The organism is Pseudogulbenkiania sp. FW507-F1, from assembly GCF_058781125.1.
This window is the reverse complement of the sequence record NZ_JBYSWM010000009.1, coordinates 61,044-78,539: the sequence shown is the minus strand read 5'-3', so window position 1 is coordinate 78,539 and position 17,496 is coordinate 61,044. Positions and strand designations below refer to the sequence as shown.

General features: G+C 67.5%; 16 protein-coding genes and 1 riboswitch. Of the genes, 7 read left to right on the top strand and 9 right to left on the bottom strand.

Annotation, left to right across the window (positions count from 1 at the left end; all coding sequences use genetic code 11):
• The first annotated feature begins 249 nt into the window (after nucleotides 1-249).
• The 3 genes from AC3WG5_RS07920 to proB all read left to right on the top strand — a co-directional run bounded on the left by AC3WG5_RS07920 (nucleotide 250) and on the right by proB (nucleotide 4,401).
• Nucleotides 250-1,599 (top strand): adenosylmethionine--8-amino-7-oxononanoate transaminase, encoded by a 1,350-nt coding sequence (locus AC3WG5_RS07920; protein WP_492568348.1) that lies wholly within the window; start codon nucleotides 250-252, stop codon nucleotides 1,597-1,599.
• Nucleotides 1,600-1,668: 69 nt separating this feature from the next.
• A complete protein-coding gene (locus tag AC3WG5_RS07915) occupies nucleotides 1,669-3,195 on the top strand; it encodes a cyclic-di-GMP receptor FimW-related protein (RefSeq protein WP_492568347.1) in 1,527 nt (508 codons plus the stop codon).
• 87 nt (nucleotides 3,196-3,282) lie between these two features.
• Complete coding sequence (proB, locus tag AC3WG5_RS07910; protein WP_492568346.1) at nucleotides 3,283-4,401, top strand: glutamate 5-kinase; 1,119 nt, start codon at nucleotides 3,283-3,285, stop codon at nucleotides 4,399-4,401.
• Between the two features lie 79 nt (nucleotides 4,402-4,480).
• Here proB and AC3WG5_RS07905 read toward each other — a convergent pair whose 3' ends face one another.
• The 3 genes from AC3WG5_RS07905 to ruvB form a co-directional block, all read right to left on the bottom strand.
• Nucleotides 4,481-4,873, bottom strand: a complete 393-nt coding sequence (locus tag AC3WG5_RS07905) for a hypothetical protein (RefSeq protein WP_008955864.1) — start codon at nucleotides 4,871-4,873, stop codon at nucleotides 4,481-4,483.
• 131 nt (nucleotides 4,874-5,004) lie between these two features.
• Entirely contained in the window at nucleotides 5,005-5,721 is a 717-nt protein-coding gene (locus AC3WG5_RS07900) for a glutamine amidotransferase (protein ID WP_492568345.1), read from the bottom strand.
• A gap of 21 nt (nucleotides 5,722-5,742) precedes the next feature.
• The gene (ruvB, locus tag AC3WG5_RS07895; RefSeq protein ID WP_008955862.1) at nucleotides 5,743-6,777 is read right to left on the bottom strand and encodes a Holliday junction branch migration DNA helicase RuvB; all 1,035 of its coding nucleotides are present in this window, start codon (nucleotides 6,775-6,777) and stop codon (nucleotides 5,743-5,745) included.
• Between the two features lie 78 nt (nucleotides 6,778-6,855).
• Nucleotides 6,856-7,004: riboswitch (FMN riboswitch) on the top strand.
• Nucleotides 7,005-7,105: 101 nt separating this feature from the next.
• Between ruvB and ribB the strand changes: the two genes are divergently transcribed.
• A complete protein-coding gene (ribB, locus tag AC3WG5_RS07890; protein ID WP_492568344.1) occupies nucleotides 7,106-7,738 on the top strand; it encodes a 3,4-dihydroxy-2-butanone-4-phosphate synthase in 633 nt (210 codons plus the stop codon).
• Nucleotides 7,739-7,819: 81 nt separating this feature from the next.
• Here the strand turns inward: ribB and AC3WG5_RS07885 are convergent, their stop codons facing one another.
• From AC3WG5_RS07885 to amgK, 6 genes are all read right to left on the bottom strand, one after another.
• A complete protein-coding gene (locus AC3WG5_RS07885; protein ID WP_482583381.1) occupies nucleotides 7,820-8,599 on the bottom strand; it encodes an NYN domain-containing protein in 780 nt (259 codons plus the stop codon).
• A 177-nt stretch (nucleotides 8,600-8,776) separates the two neighbouring features.
• Nucleotides 8,777-9,523 carry an SDR family oxidoreductase gene (locus AC3WG5_RS07880; protein WP_492568343.1) on the bottom strand — a complete coding sequence of 249 codons (747 nt, stop codon included), beginning with the start codon at nucleotides 9,521-9,523 and terminating at the stop codon, nucleotides 8,777-8,779.
• Between the two features lie 3 nt (nucleotides 9,524-9,526).
• Nucleotides 9,527-10,120, bottom strand: coding sequence for a Holliday junction branch migration protein RuvA (gene ruvA, locus AC3WG5_RS07875; RefSeq protein ID WP_492568342.1), 594 nt, complete (start codon nucleotides 10,118-10,120; stop codon nucleotides 9,527-9,529).
• 307 nt (nucleotides 10,121-10,427) lie between these two features.
• On the bottom strand, nucleotides 10,428-10,958 hold the full coding sequence (gene ruvC, locus AC3WG5_RS07870) for a crossover junction endodeoxyribonuclease RuvC (RefSeq protein WP_008955857.1): 531 nt from the start codon (nucleotides 10,956-10,958) through the stop codon (nucleotides 10,428-10,430).
• Complete coding sequence (gene murU / locus AC3WG5_RS07865; protein ID WP_492568341.1) at nucleotides 10,955-11,656, bottom strand: N-acetylmuramate alpha-1-phosphate uridylyltransferase MurU; 702 nt, start codon at nucleotides 11,654-11,656, stop codon at nucleotides 10,955-10,957. The genes ruvC and murU overlap by 4 nt, the downstream gene beginning before the upstream one ends.
• Nucleotides 11,653-12,693 carry an N-acetylmuramate/N-acetylglucosamine kinase AmgK gene (amgK, locus tag AC3WG5_RS07860; RefSeq protein WP_492568340.1) on the bottom strand — a complete coding sequence of 347 codons (1,041 nt, stop codon included), beginning with the start codon at nucleotides 12,691-12,693 and terminating at the stop codon, nucleotides 11,653-11,655. The genes murU and amgK overlap by 4 nt, the downstream gene beginning before the upstream one ends.
• 73 nt (nucleotides 12,694-12,766) lie before the next feature.
• Here amgK and AC3WG5_RS07855 point away from each other — a divergent pair, with 73 nt between their 5' ends.
• Genes AC3WG5_RS07855 through pdxA form a run of 3 tightly spaced genes read left to right on the top strand, consistent with a single transcriptional unit; the run spans nucleotide 12,767 to nucleotide 17,258 of the window.
• Nucleotides 12,767-14,980: an LPS-assembly protein LptD gene (locus tag AC3WG5_RS07855; RefSeq protein WP_492568339.1), complete on the top strand. Its 2,214-nt coding sequence runs from the start codon at nucleotides 12,767-12,769 to the stop codon at nucleotides 14,978-14,980.
• Nucleotides 14,977-16,263: a peptidylprolyl isomerase gene (locus AC3WG5_RS07850; protein ID WP_014085736.1), complete on the top strand. Its 1,287-nt coding sequence runs from the start codon at nucleotides 14,977-14,979 to the stop codon at nucleotides 16,261-16,263. The genes AC3WG5_RS07855 and AC3WG5_RS07850 overlap by 4 nt, the downstream gene beginning before the upstream one ends.
• Nucleotides 16,260-17,258, top strand: coding sequence for a 4-hydroxythreonine-4-phosphate dehydrogenase PdxA (gene pdxA / locus AC3WG5_RS07845; protein WP_492568338.1), 999 nt, complete (start codon nucleotides 16,260-16,262; stop codon nucleotides 17,256-17,258). The genes AC3WG5_RS07850 and pdxA overlap by 4 nt, the downstream gene beginning before the upstream one ends.
• Nucleotides 17,259-17,496: the final 238 nt, after the last annotated feature.

Sequence of the window (17,496 nt, the reverse complement as noted above, 5' to 3'; positions counted from 1 at the left end):
GCCAGACTGCGCTGAAGGAGCCTTCGGCCGATTTCTGGTCCGTGTCACTCCGTTTCGAGGGCCATTCTTGCAATCTGCATGCCAGTCTGGTCAAACCCTTGAATTTTGGCTAGTCCAACACCAGGCCTGCCGTCAAGAATGGACGGCACACGACAGAAAGTGCCGTTTTTCGTCACCTCGTCCCGCACTCTTCTGCCCCGAGGCTGTGCTAGCATCGCGTGCATCGAACATTGCACAGAGCTTCTCCCGATGAGCAACCAAGACTGGCTGGCGCGCAGCCGGCAGGCCGTGTGGCACCCCTGTACCCAGATGAAGCGCCACGAAGCGCTGCCGCTGGTGCCGATCGCCAGCGCCGAAGGGGTATGGCTGACCGATTTCGATGGCAATCGTTACCTGGATGCGGTCAGTTCCTGGTGGGTGAACCTGTTCGGCCATGGCCATCCGGCAATCAAGGCGGCGATCAAGGACCAGCTCGACGCCCTGGAGCACGTGATGCTGGCGGGCTTCACGCACCGCCCGGTGATCGAGCTGTCGGAGCGGCTGAGTCAGCTCACCGGCCTCGGCCACGCCTTCTACGGTTCGGACGGCGCCAGCGCCACGGAAATCGCGCTGAAAATGAGCTTCCACTACTGGCAGAACAGCGGCCGGCCGGACAAGACGCGCTTTCTCAGTCTGGAGAACAGCTATCACGGCGAGACCGTCGGCGCGCTGGCGGTGACCGACGTGCCGCTGTTCTCGTCGACCTACGCGCCGTTGCTGAAGGCCGGCATCCGCGTGCCGACACCGGACGCCCGGCAGGCACAGCCCGGCGAGACAGCGGAGGATGTGGCGCGCCGCGCCGCGCGGGCGCTGGAGAACGTGCTGGCCAAGCAGGCCGACAGCATCGCCGCGCTGATCGTCGAGCCGCTGGTGCAGGGTGCCGCCGGCATGGGGATGTACCACCCGGCTTATCTGGAGGAAGCGCGCCGTCTGTGCGACCGCTACCAGGTGCACCTGATCGCCGACGAGATCGCCGTGGGCTTCGGCCGCACCGGCACGCTGTTCGCGTGCGAGCAGGCCGGCATCCGGCCGGATTTCCTGTGCCTGTCCAAGGGCATCACTGGCGGCTTCCTGCCCTTGTCGTGCGTGCTGACCACCGATGGCGTCTATCAGGCCTTCTACCACGACGAGGTGGCTCGTGGCTTCCTGCACTCGCACAGCTACACCGGCAACGCGCTGGCCTGCCGCGCCGCGCTGGCGGTGCTCGACCTGTTCGAGCAGCAAGATGTGCTGGCGCGCAACCGGGAAAAGGCCGCGCGCTTCAACACCCTGCTAGCCCCCTTGCGCGCCCACCCACAGGTACGCCAGTTCCGCCAGCAAGGCATGATCTGGGCATTCGAGGTCGAGACGGCGCGCCGTGACTTTTCCGTGGCGTTCTTCTCCGCCATGCTGCAGCGCAGCTGCCTGGTGCGGCCGATCGGCAACACGGTGTACTTCATGCCACCCTACGTGATCGAGGCGGAGGAGATGGCGCTGCTGTGCCAGGCCACGCTCGACACGCTGGATGAGCTGCAGCAGTCCGGGCAAAGGCCGGAACGCGCCACGCCGCCGCTGCCATAACGATTGCCAAGGCCGACCGATACCAATAGCATTGTAGGATCACCCTACCATTGACATGGGGCTAGGGCCATGCAACTACGCCTACCGGATAATCTGATGGACCCCAAGCTGGTCGACCTGCAGCCGGACAGCGTGGCCGACTGGCTGGATCGCCTCCCCTACACTCGCCTCGACGAATGCGGGCACTTGCTGCTGGGCGCCCTGCAAAGCCTGAGCCGCACCCAGGTGGCGGTCGGCACCCGGCACAAGCTGCTGAAGCTTTACCTGGCGGCGCTCGATCGTTTCTTCCCGGCACTGGAAACCCAGATCGTCAGCGACGAGGTGGTCAGCTCGACCAAGGCACGCCAGGCGGCGCGCCTTGGCATGGCGCTGTTCGATGCGCTGTTCGCCGGCTTCAAGCGCACCCTGGTGGAACGACTGGAAAAGCGCTCGCTGCTGGAACGCGAGCAGCCCAAGGTGGAGCTGCTCTGCCTCGCCCTGCTGACCGCGCGCATGCAAGCCAAACTGGCCATGGAGTGCTATAGCGACCTGCCACTCCACTTCTGGCACGACTGCCACCAGCTCTACCAGCTCGCCGAGGAGTCGGGCTGGCAGGAGCGCCGCCATGCCCCAACGGAAAGCATCGCCGTGGTGTATCGGCAGATCCTGCTGATGGGACTGACCGACGGCAAGCATCTGGGCGACAACGAAATCGCGGCGGCCAAGGGGCTGATCTTCCGGCTGGCACCTCGCATCGAGCTGATCCCGCTGACCGGGCTCACCAAGACACAGGGCTTCGGCTACCAGGTCGACCCGGCGCGTGACGACCCGCCCCACTTCTTGCCGCTCAAACCCCAAGTGGCCGCGAGCGGCGAATTCTGGGTCTATCTGAACGACATCATCGACGCCCTGCAACAGCCGGATGGCTTGGCGCGCCAGTTGGCGAGCGAAGCGGCCATCCCCGCCGACCTCACCGTGGAGGTGGCGCGCAAGCTGGCCGAAGAGTGGACGCAGCCGAGGCGGCGACGCCAGCCGCGCCAGCCGGTCCAGCAATGGCTGAGCCTCACCGCCCAGTTGTTGCCGATCTGGCTGACGCTGCGACCGGCCCCGGTGGAGCCCGTGGAGGATAGCCCGATACCGGTGCTGGGCCGGCCGGCTCCACCGGCACTGTTCCAGGCCGTCAACCAGAGCCAGCTCGGTTTTCTGCTGCGCGGCAACCCGCAGGAGCAACCGCTGCGGACCGGCGAGCTGCTGCTGCTCGCGCCGCAGTTGCAGCCGGACAATCGCCTGTTGTGCGCGGTGCGCTGGGCGGCGGCGCCGCTCGGCGGCAACGACGTGGAATGCGGAGTGGAGTTGCTCGGGCCGGCGCCGGAAGCGGTCGAGGTGCTGCCCACCATCACCCACCAGGACGACGTGTTCCAGCCGGTGCTGCACCTGCCGGCACAACCGCGCCTCGGACGCCCGGCCTTGCTGGTGATGCCGGGCCGCCCGTTCTCGCGACTGCGCGAATTCGTGCTGCGCGACAACCACGGCGAAACCCGCATCCGCGTCACCCGCGTCGAACTGCAGACCCCGTTCTACCAGGCCATGGAGTACCGCCGCAGCGAGGATCTGTGAGCTGGCCCGGCGAGCGGCGCCCTTTCGGATAGCGCGCAAGTTGCGGCATACTGGCGGACCTGATTTCTTCGTGGCGAGTGGGGTTTCATGCAATCGGTCATTCATGCGGGCAGTCGCCTGGTGGTCAAGGTCGGGTCGAGCCTGGTCACCAACGACGGTAAAGGACTGGACCTGGCGGCGCTGGCGCGCTGGGCAGCCGAAATCGCCGACCTCAAGCGGCGCGGCAAGCAGGTGGTGCTGGTCTCCAGCGGCGCCATCGCCGAAGGCTGCCAGCGCCTGGGCTGGAGCAGCCGCCCCAAGGCCGTGCACGAGCTGCAGGCCGCCGCCGCGGTGGGCCAGATGGGCTTGTGCCAGGCCTACGAGAGCGCCTTCCGTGAATTCGGCCTGCAAACCGCCCAGGTGCTGTTGACCCACGAGGACCTCTCCGACCGCACCCGCTACCTCAACGCCCGCTCCACGCTGACCTCACTGCTCAATCTCAACGTCGTGCCGATCATCAACGAGAACGACACCGTAGTGACCGACGAGATCCGCTTCGGCGACAACGACACGCTGGGCGCGCTGGTCACCAACCTGATCGAGGCCGATGCGCTGGTGATCCTGACCGACCAACAGGGCCTCTACACCGCCGACCCGCGCAAGAATCCGGACGCCGAGCTCGTGCACGAGGCGGTGGCCGGCACGCCGGAGCTGGAGGCGATGGCCGGTGGCGCCGGCAGCAGCGTCGGCACCGGCGGCATGCTCACCAAGATTCTCGCCGCCAAGCGTGCGGCGCGCAGCGGCGCGGCCACGGTGATCGCCTGCGGCCGCGAGCTCAACGTGCTGTCGCGGCTGGCCGACGGCGAGGCCATCGGCACCCAATTGCTGGCGCCAACCAGCCGCATGACGGCGCGCAAACAGTGGCTGGCCGACCACCTGATCCTGACCGGGCGGCTGGTGCTCGACAGCGGTGCGGCGCTGGCGGTGCGGCAGAAGCGCAGCAGCCTGCTGCCGATCGGCGTGCTGAAGGTGGAGGGTGATTTCCTGCGCGGCGAGGCGGTCGCCTGCGTCGACGAGAGCGGCGTGGAAGTGGCGCGCGGCTTGGTGAACTACAGCTCGGACGAGGCGCGGCTGATCATGCAGAAACCGACGCGCGCCATCGAGGGCATCCTGGGTTACCTGGTGGAGCCGGAGCTGATCCACCGCGACAACATGGTGGCACTGTAACGATCCAGGAACCCGAGAAGGCATAAGGCCCCTGCTGCGCCTCGCGGACAGGGGCCTTGTCGTATTCACGACCGGCTAACTACTCCTGGGCGCCGTGCTTGAGCTCGATGGCGCGCACGATGACGTAGGCGATCATCGAACACAGGAAGAACAGCAGCATCATCCACGCCACCGACTGCAGCGTTTCGATCAGCGTGCGGTAGATTTCCAGCGTCCAACGCATGCCGTTGAGTTCCAGCGCCGCCGATTCGCGATTGGCGGTGACGTACTTTTCCAGCTCCCACAGCCGCACCCCGCCGGAGACCCCGACCACCACGATGGCAAACAGCAGGTACTTGCGCCAGGCGTCGGCCATTTCATCACCGACGATGCGGCTGAGAATGCGGTTGACCGCGCCATCGAAAAACTTGGCGGTGATCAGCGAGGTGGCCAGCGCCACCAGGAACGTTGTCGCCAGCAATACAAAGAACATGAAATTCCCCTTGTTGTCAGTCGTCATGACTGGCACGCATTGTACGTGCTCAGTACGGTGGATTCGATGTCACGGCGCAACGCCGTGACCAAGCGGTGGCGGGGTCCGTGCCCTCGCCACCCGGCGCCCTCTCAGGCCGCCGCCGCAACCAGACTGGCCGCGAAACGCGCCAGCAGACCGGCGGCCTCCGGCGTCGGCCGCACCTGCGCCAGCAGGGCCTGCGGATCGCGTCCGGCAGCGCATAGCCGGTCATGCAGCAGCTCGAGGTAGCGGCGCATTGCGCGCTGGTCGAACTCGGGGTGGAACTGCACCCCCCAGGCCGTGCCGAGGCGGAACGCCTGGTGCGGTTCGAAGGCGTTGCCGGCCAGCGCCACCGCGCCCGGCGGCAGGCGCAGCACGGTCTGCCAGTGGATCACGTTGGCCGAAAAGCGCGCCGGCAGCGCCCCCAGCAGCGGGTCATCGTCCGCCGTCGCCAGACGCTCCACCTCGACCGCGCCGGCTTCCGGTCCGTGCGGATGGTAGCCGACCTCGCCGCCCAGGGCGTCGGCCAGCAGCTGGTGGCCGTAGCAGATGCCCAACAGCGGCACGCGCACGGCATGCGCGGCGCGCAGCCAGGCGGCGGAGGCCTCGCTCCAGGCCGCGCGCTCGCTGACCATGGCCGGCGAGCCGGTGATCACCGCGCCGGCGCAGTGTTGCGGCGGCGGCAGCGCCTCGCCGGCGACCACGTTCACCACGCGCCAGTCGGCCGCGTCGGGCAGCTCGCGGCGGATCCAGTCTTCGAAATCGCCCTGCTCTTCGGCCAACGTGGGCAGGGTGCTGCCGGTCTTGATGATCAGTTTCTCGCTCATGTCGCTTGCTCTCGCCGGGGCTCAATCCTTCAACGGCAGGCCGAAGTGCTGGTAGGCCTGCGCCGTCGCCATGCGGCCGCGCGGGGTGCGCTGCAAATAGCCCTGCTGGATCAAATAGGGTTCGATCACGTCCTCGATGGTGTCGGAGCTCTCGCCGATCGCCGCCGCCACGTTGTCGAGTCCCACCGGGCCGCCGGCGAATTTCTCCAGGATGGCGGCAAGCAATTTGCGGTCCATCACGTCGAGCCCGGCCGGGTCGACGTCGAGCATGGCCAATGCGGCGTCGGCCACGGTGGCGGTGACCACGCCGTCGGCCTTGACCTCGGCGTAGTCGCGCACGCGGCGCAGCAGACGGTTGGCGATGCGCGGCGTGCCGCGGCTGCGACGCGCCACCTCGAAGGCGCCGTTGTCGGCCAGGGTGACGTTGAGCAGGCCGGCCGAGCGGCTGACGATGCGCGTCAGCTCTTCCGGGGTGTAGAACTCGAGGCGCGCGACGATGCCGAAGCGGTCGCGCAGCGGGTTGGTGAGCATGCCGGCGCGCGTAGTGGCGCCAACCAGGGTGAACGGCGGCAGGTCGATCTTGACCGAGCGCGCCGCCGGCCCTTCGCCGATCATGATGTCGATCTGGTAGTCCTCCAGCGCCGGGTAGAGGATTTCCTCCACCACCGGCGAGAGGCGGTGGATCTCGTCGATGAACAGCACGTCGTGCGGTTCGAGGTTGGTCAGCAGCGCCGCCAGGTCGCCGGCGCGCTCCAGCACCGGGCCCGAGGTCTGGCGCAGGTTGACGCCCATCTCGCGCGCCACGATGTGCGCCAGGGTGGTCTTGCCGAGGCCCGGCGGGCCGAACAGCAGCACGTGGTCGAGCGCCTCGCCGCGCTTCTTCGCCGCCTCGATGAAGATTTCCAGCTGCTCGCGCGCCTTCTTCTGGCCGACGTAGTCGTCGAGCGCCTTGGGGCGCAGCGCGCGCTCCAGCGCTTCTTCCTGCGCGGACAGCGACTGCTGGGTGACGAGTCGGCGCTCGGGCGCGCCGCCGATCAGGTTGTCGGTTTCGATCATGGCATGGTCTTGAACATCAATCCTGCGATGTTACCACTGCTATACTGTGCCCCGCTTGCGGCCAGCGTTGGTCACAGGCAACGTCTTCAGGGCGGGGCGCAATTCCCCACCGGCGGTATGGCCCCAGGGCCGAGCCCGCGAGCGCTTTTGCCTCCCCCGGCAAAAGGTCAGCAGATCTGGTGCGATGCCAGAGCCGACGGTAACAGTCCGGATGAAAGAAGATGAACACCGCCGTGCCGTGCGCACGCGCGGTGCCGTGGGCATTTGCCTGCGACAACCTTCAGCCCGGAGGCGTGTTTCTCAACCCAGCATCTTGAGGACCGTTTCCATGAACACCCATACCGACATCCTTTCCCTGCGCGTCCACGCCGCGCTCAACGCCCTGCGCCAGGGTAAGCCCGTGATCGTGGCCGACGATCACGACCGCGAAAACGAAGCCGACCTGATCCTCGCTGCCGACGCGCTGACGGTACCGGAGATGGCGCGCCTGATCCGCGATTGCAGCGGCATCGTCTGCCTGTGCCTGACGCCGGAACACGCCGCCCGCCTGCAGCTGCCGCCGATGGTAGCCAACAACGGCAGCCGCTACGGCACGGCCTTCACCGTCAGCATTGAGGCGGCAGAAGGCGTGAGTACCGGCGTCTCCGCCACCGACCGCGTCACCACCATCCGCGCCGCCATCGCCCCCGCCGCACGCCCCGAGCACCTGGCCCGCCCCGGCCACGTCTACCCGCTGGTCGCCCGCGCCGGCGGCGTGCGTGAACGGCGTGGCCATACCGAGTCCGCGGTGGAGCTGGCGCGGCTGGCCGGCTTCAGCCCGACCGGCGTGCTGTGCGAGCTGATGAACCCGGACGGCAGCATGATGCGCGGCGCCGCACTGGACGCCTACGCCGCGCAACACCAGCTGCCGCAACTGACGGTGGCGGAACTGGTGGAATGGCTGGAACGCGAACACCACTGAGGCCACGGCCAACGGTGGCCGCAAACAAAAACCGCAGCACGGGCAGCGCTGCGGTTTTTTCAGGCCGGAGCCGGCCTGGTATTACTTGCCGGCCTTCTTCGCACCATTGCCCGGTTTCAGCCGGATCGACACCCCGCCCCGGCCGCTGCTGGCCTTGTGTACCTCGAACCAGCCTGACTTCACCACCAGGTCCGACAGTTTGGCGAAGCCGTAATTACGCGGGTCGAAGTCCGGCATCCACTGCCCGAGCAGGCTGCCCACGCCGCCCAGGTCGGCCCAGCCTTCGTCATCGTCCATGCTCTCGATGCCCTTCTGGAACTGGGCGCGCAGCTTCTTGTCGAGCGGGCGCAGCACACGGGCCGGCTGCGGCGACTTGGCGGTGCCGCGGCCGGCCTCGTCCCCCTTGAGCGCCACCTCGTCCGTCTTGACCTCGTCGACCCGGCCCAGCACTTCGACGTAGACGAACTTGCTGCAGGCGTTGACGAAGGCCGATGGCGTTTTCTCCTCGCCGAAGCCCCACACCTCCAGCCCGTCCTCGCGCAGACGGGTGGCCAGGCGCGAGAAGTCGCTGTCGCTGGAGACCAGGCAAAAGCTCTGGTAACGCCCCGAGTGCAGCATGTCCATGGCGTCGATCACCAGCGTGATGTCCGACGCGTTCTTGCCCTTGGTGTTGGGAAACTGCTGGATGGGATGGATGGCGAAGCGCGCGCACAGCTCGCGCCAGGCCTTGTCGTGACGGCTGAAGTCGCCGTAGACGCGCTTGAGCGCGAGCACGCCGAGCTTGCCGGCCTCTTCCAGCACGTCTTCGATCCAGCCCGGTGAGACGTTGTCGGCGTCGATCAGTACCGCGACGTTGGCCATATCGGCTCCTTGTTGTTAAAGCCCGTTCACGATCTCGCGAGCTAGCGCGAGACAAGGCAAAAATGGCGGAGGAAGCGGAGTTGACATGCAGTCAATGCGCCTCCCCGAATCGGGGTCGATGCCGTAGCGCCCCAGCGCCGCAAATCGAATGAAGACCAGCAGATCGGGGGCAGGCTTTCAGCGTCCGCCGGCCACGTCCAGCAGGTGGCCGGTGGTGAACGAGGCTTCCTCGGACAGCAGCCACAGTATGGCGGCGGCCACCTCTTCCGGCTGGCCGCCGCGCTGCATCGGCACCGCGCTTTTGACGCGCTCGACCCGGCCCGGCTCGCCGCCGTCGGCATGCATCTCGGTATAGATGAAGCCGGGACGCACGCCGTTGACGCGGATGCCCTCGCCCGCGACCTCCTTGGCCAGCCCCACGGTGAGCGTATCCACGGCGCCCTTGCTGGCAGCATAGTCGATGTATTCGTTGGGCGAGCCCAGCCGCGCCGCGGCGGACGAGACGTTGACGATGGCGCCGCCTTGCCCGCCATGGCGCGTGGACAGCCGCTTCACCGCCTCGCGGCAGCACAACAGCGGTCCCAGCACGTTGGTGGCCAAGATGCGCTGCCAGCGCGCCACGCTCATTTCGTCCAGCCGCATCTGCCGCTCCAGCACGCCGGCGTTGTTGACCAGCGCCGTCAACGGCCCCAGGCTCGCCTCGGTTTCGGAAAACAGGCGCAGCACGTCCACCTCGTCGGCCACGTTGGCGGCAATCGCCACCGCCTTGCCGCCCTCGGCCACGATGCTATCCACCACGGCTTGCGCCGCGTCGGCGTGGCGGTGGTAATTCACCGCGACCGCGTAGCCGCGGCGGGCCGCCAGCCGGGCCGTGGCCGCACCGATGCCCCGCCCGCCGCCGGTCACCAGCAGCACCAGGTCCATGACTCACCCTTTCATCAGGCTCTTGAGCGCCAGGCGCACGCCGTCGCTCACCGTCACCTCGGGCGGCAGGCCCTTGGTGGCGGCGGCGGCTTCCTTGTCGTTGTAGCCCAGCGCCAGCAAGGCGTTGACGATGTCACTCTTGTCGTCCGGTGTGGCGGCGAACGGCAGGCCGCCCGGTGTGGTCACGGCGCCGCCGGTGGCGAGCTTGCCGCGCAGTTCCAGCACCAGGCGCTCGGCGGTTTTCTTGCCGATGCCGGGGACGCTGGAGAGGCGTTTGAGGTCTTCGCTGGCCACCGCCAGCGCCAGTTCGTCGGCGCTCAACCCGGACAGGATGGCCAGCGCGATCTTGGCGCCGATGCCGCCGACCTTGATCAGCTGGCGGAAGGTTTCGCGCTCGCCCTTGCTGGCGAAGCCGAACAGCAGGTGGGCGTCCTCACGCACCACCAGGTGGGTATAGAGCGTGGTTTTCTCGCCCAGCGCGGGCAACAGGTAGAAGGTGCTCATCGGCACGTCGACTTCGTAGCCGACGCCGCCTACGTCCACCACGATCTGCGGCGGGAGTTTTTCGATGAGTTGACCTGTGAGGCGTCCGATCATGAGGTGTCCAGAATGAGAGAAGGTTGGCCGAAGACCGGCGTCAAGCCGTCATGCTGCCACAGTCGGCACGGCTTGTTGAGCCGGCCGCGGCGGGGCCTGTTCTCAGAGCTTGCGAAAGAAATCGTCGCGAGCGGCCCTCAGCGGGGCGAAGAGCAGCACAGGAACCGGAATGGACTGGAGTCCATGAGGATTCCGCATCGCTGAGCGAATCGCTGTCTGCACATCTTTCGATGTGCCCGGCAATAGATTCGCACGCAGGGCACATGAGTCCCGATCAGGGACGCGCAGCAGATTTATTCACAAGAACTCAGGCCAGCCGGCCGCCTTTGACCCTGAGACCTTGACGGGTGAAGGCGGCGACGGCGGCGTGGCTGTGGTTGGCGTGCGCCAGCGCCACCGCCAGCGCGTCAGCGGCGTCGGCCTGCGGCGTGCCGGACAGGTTCAGCAGGCGCACGATCATCGCCTGCACCTGCTCCTTGGGCGCCTTGCCGTGGCCGACCACCGACTGCTTGACCTGCAGCGCGGTGTACTCCGCCACCGTCAGCTGCTTCAATACCAGCGCCGCCAGTACCGCGCCACGCGCCTGGCCCAGCATCAGCGTGGCGGCCGGGTTGACGTTGACGAACACCTGCTCCACCGCGGCCTCGCCGGGCCGATAGGTGTCGACCACGCCGAACAGGCCGTCGACGATGACCTTGATGCGCTCGGCCAGCGGCGCGCCCTGCGGGGTGCGGATGCACCCCGAGGCGACGTAGTGGCGCTGCTGGCCGATGACGTCGATGACGCCGAAACCGGTGATGCGGCTGCCGGGGTCGATGCCGAGGATGCGTCGGCTCACCGCCCGGCCCAGCCGCGCGCGATGGCGTCGGCTTCGGCCAACCTTTCGACGGTGCCGACGTCGAGCCACAGCCCGTCGTGGCGCGCGCCGCTGACCCGGCCCTGCGCCATCGCCGCGCGCAGCAGCGGCGCCAGCTTGGCCGGCTGGTGCGGCGGCGTGGCGGCGAACAGCGCCGGATGGTAAGCAGCGATGCCGGAGAAGGTCAGCGCCTCGCCATCGGCCGGGCTGGACGACAGCCGGCCATCGGCCAGCAAGCCGAAGTCGCCGCCCGGATGGTGCGGCGGGTTGGGCACCAGGAACAGGTGAGCCAGCGCCTCGCGGCCATCGAGCCGTGCCGCCACCTCGGCCAGGGCGGCGAAATCGATATCGGTCAACACGTCGCCGTTGACCACGATGAAGGGTTCTTCGCCCAGCAAGGGCAAGGCTGTAGCGATGCCGCCGGCGGTCTCCAGCGCGGTGCCTTCACGCGAGTAGGCGATGCGCACGCCGTAGGCCGCGCCGTCGCCCAACGCCGCCTCGATGCGCTCGCCGAGCCAGGCATGGTTGATGACGAGCTCGGTGATGCCGGCATCGCGCAGGTGCTTGATGTGCCAGCCGATCAGCGGCTCGCCGCCCACCGGCAGCAAGGGCTTCGGGGTGTGGTCGGTGAGCGGGCGCATGCGTTCACCGCGCCCGGCGGCCAGGATCATCGCCTTCATTCGTCGTCCGCCACGAGGCGGGTGGCGCTGAACAGCGAGCCGACGCTGTCGTCGTCCTCGTCCTTGCCTACCAGCTGCACCAGCAGCTGGTACAGCGGTGCGAGTTCCTGGTAGCGACGCGTGGTCTTCTTCAGGTACTTGAGGAAGCGCGGAATCTCGCCGCGGTACTTGTCCTTGCCGTCGCGGTGGTAGAGACGGGCGAAGATGCCGGCCACCTTGAGATGGCGTTGCACCCCCATCCACTCCACGTCGCGCCAGAAAGCGTCGATCTCGGCCGGCACCGGCAGGCCGGCGGCACGCGCCTTCTCCCAGTAACGCACCGCCAAGTCGAGCACGAACGCTTCATCCCACTCGATGAAGGCGTCGCGCAGCAGCGACACCAGGTCGTAGCTGATCGGACCGTACACCGCGTCCTGGAAATCGAGCACGCCGGGCTTGCCCGGGGTCAGCATCAGGTTGCGCACGATGAAATCGCGGTGCACGAACACCTTGGGCTGCGCCAGCAGTGCCGGCAGCAGCGCCTTGACGCCGGCATCCCACAGCTGACGCTGGGCATAGTTGAGCGGCTGCCCCAGCTCCTTGGCACAGAACCACTCCGGGAAAAGGTTGAGCTCGCGCATCAGCAGCGCCTCGTCGTATTCCGGCAACACACCTGGGCGGCTCGCCTGCTGCAGCTCGATCAGGGTATCGATGGCCTCCAGCAGCAGATGCTGGTGCACCACCGGACGCTCGTCGTGCAAGAGCGCCGAGAGATAGGTCACGCGCCCCAGGTCCTCCAGCAGCATGAAACCCTGCTCGCGGTCGCGCACCAGGATTTGCGGCACGTTCACCATGGCGAACAGCTCGCGCACCTGGACGTAGGCGTCGGTGTTCATCTTGTCCGGCGGCGCATCCATCACGATGCGGCTCGTGCCATCCGGCAGGGTGACGCGGAAGTAGCGGCGGAAGTCGGCGTCGGCGGCGGCGAACTCCACCGTCAGCTCGGTGTCGGGATAGAGGCCGGCGAGCCAGCCTTTGAGCAGTTCCAATCGTTGCATGTCGGTTCGTTGCGGTGCTGATAGAATTGTGCGATTTTATACCGCTGATTGCCCCCGAGATATGGCTTTGTGCATGGCACGTTTACAACCCACCCCGCTGACGCTGGCGCTCGCCGCCGCGTTCTCCCTCTCGTCGGTCCAGGCAGAAGAACTGAACACCGCGCCCGCAGCCGGTCAGACCCAGCTCAGCGCCGACGAACTCAGCGGCCAGATGGACAACGAAATCAAGGCCCGCGGCAACGTGGTGGTACGCCGTGACGACCAGACGCTCACCGCCGACTGGCTGGAGTACTACCAGGCCAAGAACCGCGCCCGCGCCGGCGATCACTTCACGCTGACTCAATCCAGCAGCCGCGTCTCCGGCACCCAGCTCGACTACGACCTGGCCAACCGCACCGGCACCGCCGAACAGCCCGACTTCGCTGCCGCCGAGGGCCTGCGCACCTTCCGCGGCAACGGCGAGCGCGCCGAATTCCTCGGCCGCGACAAGTACCGCCTGCTGCAGGCCCGCGCCAACACCTGCAGCCCGGGCGACGACTCCTGGTACCTCAAGGCCTCCAGCATCGACCTCGACTACGGCAGCAACGTCGGCGAAGCCCACAACGCCCGGTTCGAATTCCAGGGCGTACCGATCCTGTACACCCCCTGGATCGACTTCCCGCTCGACGGCGGCCGCAAGTCCGGCGTGCTGACGCCCACGTTCAAGACCGGCAGCAACGGCACCGAACTGAGCGTGCCCTACTACTGGAACATCGCGCCCAACTACGACGCCACGATCACGCCAGGCTACAACGACAAGCGCGGCGCCATGCTCGGCGCCGAATTCCGCTACCTGCAGCCGGATTACCAGGGCGAGATCGCCACCACGCAGATACCGGACGACCACGAGGCCGGCCGCAGCCGATACGCCTGGAGTGCCAAGCACTCGCAAAACCTCGGCTCCGGCTTCAACCTGGGCTACAACGCCAACTACGTCTCCGACGACGACTACTTCAACGACTTCGGCAGCCGCCAGGACATCGCCTCCGGCACCAACCTGGTACGCGAAGCCTGGCTAGGCTACGGCTCGGAGTGGGACAGCGGCACTTTCAACGCCCAGCTCAAGGCGCAGCGCTACCAGACGCTGCAGGAATCGACCACCCCGGTCGACGTGCCCTACGCCCGGCTGCCGCAGCTCACCGCCAGCGCCAACCAGGAACTGGGGGCGGGCCTGTCGGCCAACCTGCAGGCCGAGCTGACCCGCTTCACCCACCCCACCAAGCAGGAAGGCAGCCGCCTGGTCAGCTACCCCAGCGTGACCTGGTCGCTGGACCAGAGCTGGGGCTATCTCCGTCCCAAGCTCGGCGTGCACTACACCCGCTACAGCCTGGACGATTTCGGCAGCGACAAAGCGCGCGAGGTAACGCGCACCCTGCCTATCTTCAGCACCGATAGCGGCCTTTACTTCGAGCGGCCCACCACGCTGTTCGGCAGCAACTACATCCAGACGCTGGAGCCGCGCCTCTACTACCTGAACATCCCGAGCAAGCAGCAGAACGACCTGCCCAACTTCGACAGCGCCGAGAACAGCATCGACTTTGCCCAGCTGTTCAACGAGAACCGCTTCTCCGGCTCCGACCGCATCAACGGCGCCAACCAGCTCACCGCGGCGCTCTCCACCCGTTACCTCGACGACAAGACCGGCAGCGAACAACTGCGGCTGTCGGTGGGGCAGGTGTTCTACTTCAGCCGGGACAACCTGACGCTGGACGGCACCACCTCCGAGCGCAGCACCCAGAGCTCGGACCTGCTGTTCAGCGCGGCCGGCCAGCTCACCCCGAGCTGGCGCTTCGACAGCCTGTACCAGCACAACCAGGAGCTCAGCAAGACCGAGCAGTACAACCTGCAGCTGTTCTACACCCCCACGCCCGGCAAGACCGCCAGCATCCGCTACCGCTACGACCGCTCCACCGACGTCGGCAGTGCCGACGGCACTCCCGGCCCGTTGCGCCAGGTCGATATCGCAGGGCAGTGGCCGCTGGCGAAGAAGTGGTACGCCGTGGCGCGCTACAACTACTCGCTGCAAGACAAGAAGCCACTGGAACAACTGGCCGGCTTCGAGTACAACGACGGCTGCTGGACCGCCCGCGTGGTCGGCCAACGCTACGTGTCTTCCAGCACGGCGACCAAGAATGCCGTCTTCCTGCAACTGGAGCTGAAAGACCTCGGCGGCATCGGCAGCAACCCGCTCGACACCCTGCGACTGGCCATCCCCGGCTACAGCAAAATCAACGACATACGCCAATGACCATGAAGAAAACCCTGCTTGCCCTGTTGATTGCCACCACCCTCGGCACGGCCTACGCGGCCCCGGTACGCGCGGTGGACCGCATCGTCGCGGTCGTCAACAAGGGCGCCATCACCGAGAGCGACCTGCAAAAACGTGTCAAAGACACCGTCATGGAACTGGAGGCGCGCAAGGTCACGCCTCCGGCCCCCGACGTCCTGGCGCGCCAGGTGCTGGAACAGATGATCACCGAAGAGGTGCAGGTGCAGTACGCCACCAGCAACGGCGTACGCGTCAGCGACGACGAACTGCAGCAGACGCTGGAGCGCTTGGCCAGCCAGAACAAGCTGACGCTCGAGGCGATGAAGGCACAGCTGGCCAAGGAAGGCGTCACCTTCGACACCTTCCGCGAGCAGATCCGCCGCCAGATCCTGCTGTCCCGCCTCAAGGAGCGCGAAGTCGAGTCGCGCGTGAACGTCAGCGACACCGAGGTCGAGCAGGTCCTGAAGAGCGAGCAGACCGCCAACCGTTCCGAATATCGCCTGGCCAACATCCTGGTGAGCGTGCCGGAGCGTGCCGATGCCAAGCAGATCGACGCCCAGTCGCAAAAGGCGCACAAGGCGCTGGCCGAGCTGGACGCCGGCCAGCCGTTCGCCAAGGTGGCGGCGGCCTACTCCGACGCCCCCAACGGCCTCAAGGGCGGCGACCTGGGCTGGCGTCCGGCCTCCAGCCTGCCGCTCGACTTCACCAAGCTGCTGGAAACCATGCAACCCGGCAGCCACACCACCGTGATCCGCAGCCAGCAAGGCTTCTTCATTTTCCAGCTGCAGGAAAAGCGCAGCGCCGATACCCCGCTGATGGTCGAGCAGTACCACGTGCGCCACATCCTGCTGCGCACCAACGAGGCGGTCTCCGAAGCCGACGCCAAGACGCGCCTGCTGCAGATCCGCGATCGTATCGAGCGCGGGGCGAGTTTCGAGGAAATGGCCAAGCTCTACTCCGAAGACGCCAGCAATACCCGCGGCGGCGACCTGGGCTGGGTCAACCTCGGCGACACCGTCCCGACCTTCGAACAAGCCATGACCTCGCTGCCGCTTAATACCGTGTCCCAGCCGGTGCGCTCGCCGTTCGGCTGGCACCTGATCAAGGTCGAAGGCAAGCGCACCCAGGACGTGGCGCAGGATCGCGAGAAGATGATGGTCAAGCAGCAGATCCGCGCGCGCAAGATCGACGAGGCCTACCTCGACTGGGTACGCCAGCTGCGCGACTCGGCCTTCGTCGACGACCGCCTGGAAGAAAAGTGAGCCGCCCGCCCGTCATCGCCATCACCGCCGGCGAACCGGCCGGCATCGGCCCCGAGCTGGTCTTGAGGTTGGCCGAAGCCCCCGGCGCCTGCCGACGCATCGTCATCGCCGACCGTGCGCTGCTGGCCGAACGGGCGCGCCTCTTGGGGCTGCCACTCATGCTGGCCGACTATCGGCGCGAGGCCGCGCCGGCGCCCGGCACGCTGGAAGTGCTGCACGTGCCGCTCGCGGCCCCGAGCCGTCCCGGCGTGCTCGACGCCGCCAACGGCCGCTACGTGCTCGCCACCCTGGATGCCGCCATCGCCGGCTGCATGGCGGGCGAGTTCGCTGCCATGGTCACGGCACCGGTGCACAAGGGCGTGATCAACGACGCCGGCGTGCCGTTTTCCGGCCACACCGAGTACCTCGCCGAGCAGACCCATACCCCGCGCGTGGTGATGATGCTGGTCGGCGGCGGCATGCGCGTGGCGCTCGCCACCACCCACCTGCCGCTGCGCGCCGTGCCCGACGCCCTCACCCCCGCGCTCTTGAGCGAGGTGCTGCAGATCCTGCACGCCGACCTGGTCGGCAAGTTCGGCATCGCCGCCCCGCGCATCCTGGTGGCCGGGCTCAACCCGCACGCCGGCGAAGGCGGCCACCTGGGGCGCGAGGAAATCGAGGTGATCGAACCGGTGCTAGCCACGCTGCGCGCCGACGGCATGCACCTGATCGGCCCGCTGCCGGCCGACACGCTGTTCAACCCCGACAAGCTGGCCCAGGCCGACGCGGTGCTGGCGATGTACCACGACCAGGGCCTGCCGGTGCTCAAGCACGCCAGCTTCGGCCAGGGCGTCAACGTCACGCTGGGGCTGCCCATCGTCCGCACCTCGGTCGACCACGGCACCGCGCTGGATCTCGCCGGCAGCGGCCGTGCCGACCCCGGCAGCCTGTTCGAGGCGCTGGCGCTGGCCGAAACCCTGGCCGCCCGCCACGCCGCACCAGGCCCGGCCCGATAAGGCGTCGCCGGGAGAGTGGCCGGGCCTGAACCCCGGCCCTTCGCCTGCGTCTTAAAGCCTGTTCGAGGTCTTTTTGCGGCGGAGGTCGGGCTCTGCCGGATGCAGCGTTAGAACAGCGTCTCGCCGCCGTGTCATTCCCTGCCAGGGACGAACCGCGACGCGATGCGCCGGCCGTCACGCCACGCCGCCCGCGGCACGCAGCTCAAGCGCCAGGACGCTCCGCCTCCGTGGCATCGCG

Bases quoted from the DNA above. Each gene is read 5' to 3' on its own strand.
- AC3WG5_RS07905 (WP_008955864.1), bottom strand. From the start codon at position 4,873: ATGTTCTTTGTATTGCTGGCGACAACGTTCCTGGTGGCGCTGGCCACC.
- ruvA (WP_492568342.1), bottom strand. From the start codon at position 10,120: ATGATCGGACGCCTCACAGGTCAACTCATCGAAAAACTCCCGCCGCAG.
- ruvB (WP_008955862.1), bottom strand. From the start codon at position 6,777: ATGATCGAAACCGACAACCTGATCGGCGGCGCGCCCGAGCGCCGACTC.
- AC3WG5_RS07855 (WP_492568339.1), top strand. From the start codon at position 12,767: ATGGCACGTTTACAACCCACCCCGCTGACGCTGGCGCTCGCCGCCGCG.
- AC3WG5_RS07885 (WP_482583381.1), bottom strand. From the start codon at position 8,599: ATGGCCAACGTCGCGGTACTGATCGACGCCGACAACGTCTCACCGGGC.
- ribB (WP_492568344.1), top strand. From the start codon at position 7,106: ATGAACACCCATACCGACATCCTTTCCCTGCGCGTCCACGCCGCGCTC.
- AC3WG5_RS07850 (WP_014085736.1), top strand. From the start codon at position 14,977: ATGACCATGAAGAAAACCCTGCTTGCCCTGTTGATTGCCACCACCCTC.
- proB (WP_492568346.1), top strand. From the start codon at position 3,283: ATGCAATCGGTCATTCATGCGGGCAGTCGCCTGGTGGTCAAGGTCGGG.
- murU (WP_492568341.1), bottom strand. From the start codon at position 11,656: ATGAAGGCGATGATCCTGGCCGCCGGGCGCGGTGAACGCATGCGCCCG.
- AC3WG5_RS07880 (WP_492568343.1), bottom strand. From the start codon at position 9,523: ATGGACCTGGTGCTGCTGGTGACCGGCGGCGGGCGGGGCATCGGTGCG.
- AC3WG5_RS07915 (WP_492568347.1), top strand. From the start codon at position 1,669: ATGCAACTACGCCTACCGGATAATCTGATGGACCCCAAGCTGGTCGAC.
- amgK (WP_492568340.1), bottom strand. From the start codon at position 12,693: ATGCAACGATTGGAACTGCTCAAAGGCTGGCTCGCCGGCCTCTATCCC.
- AC3WG5_RS07900 (WP_492568345.1), bottom strand. From the start codon at position 5,721: ATGAGCGAGAAACTGATCATCAAGACCGGCAGCACCCTGCCCACGTTG.
- AC3WG5_RS07920 (WP_492568348.1), top strand. From the start codon at position 250: ATGAGCAACCAAGACTGGCTGGCGCGCAGCCGGCAGGCCGTGTGGCAC.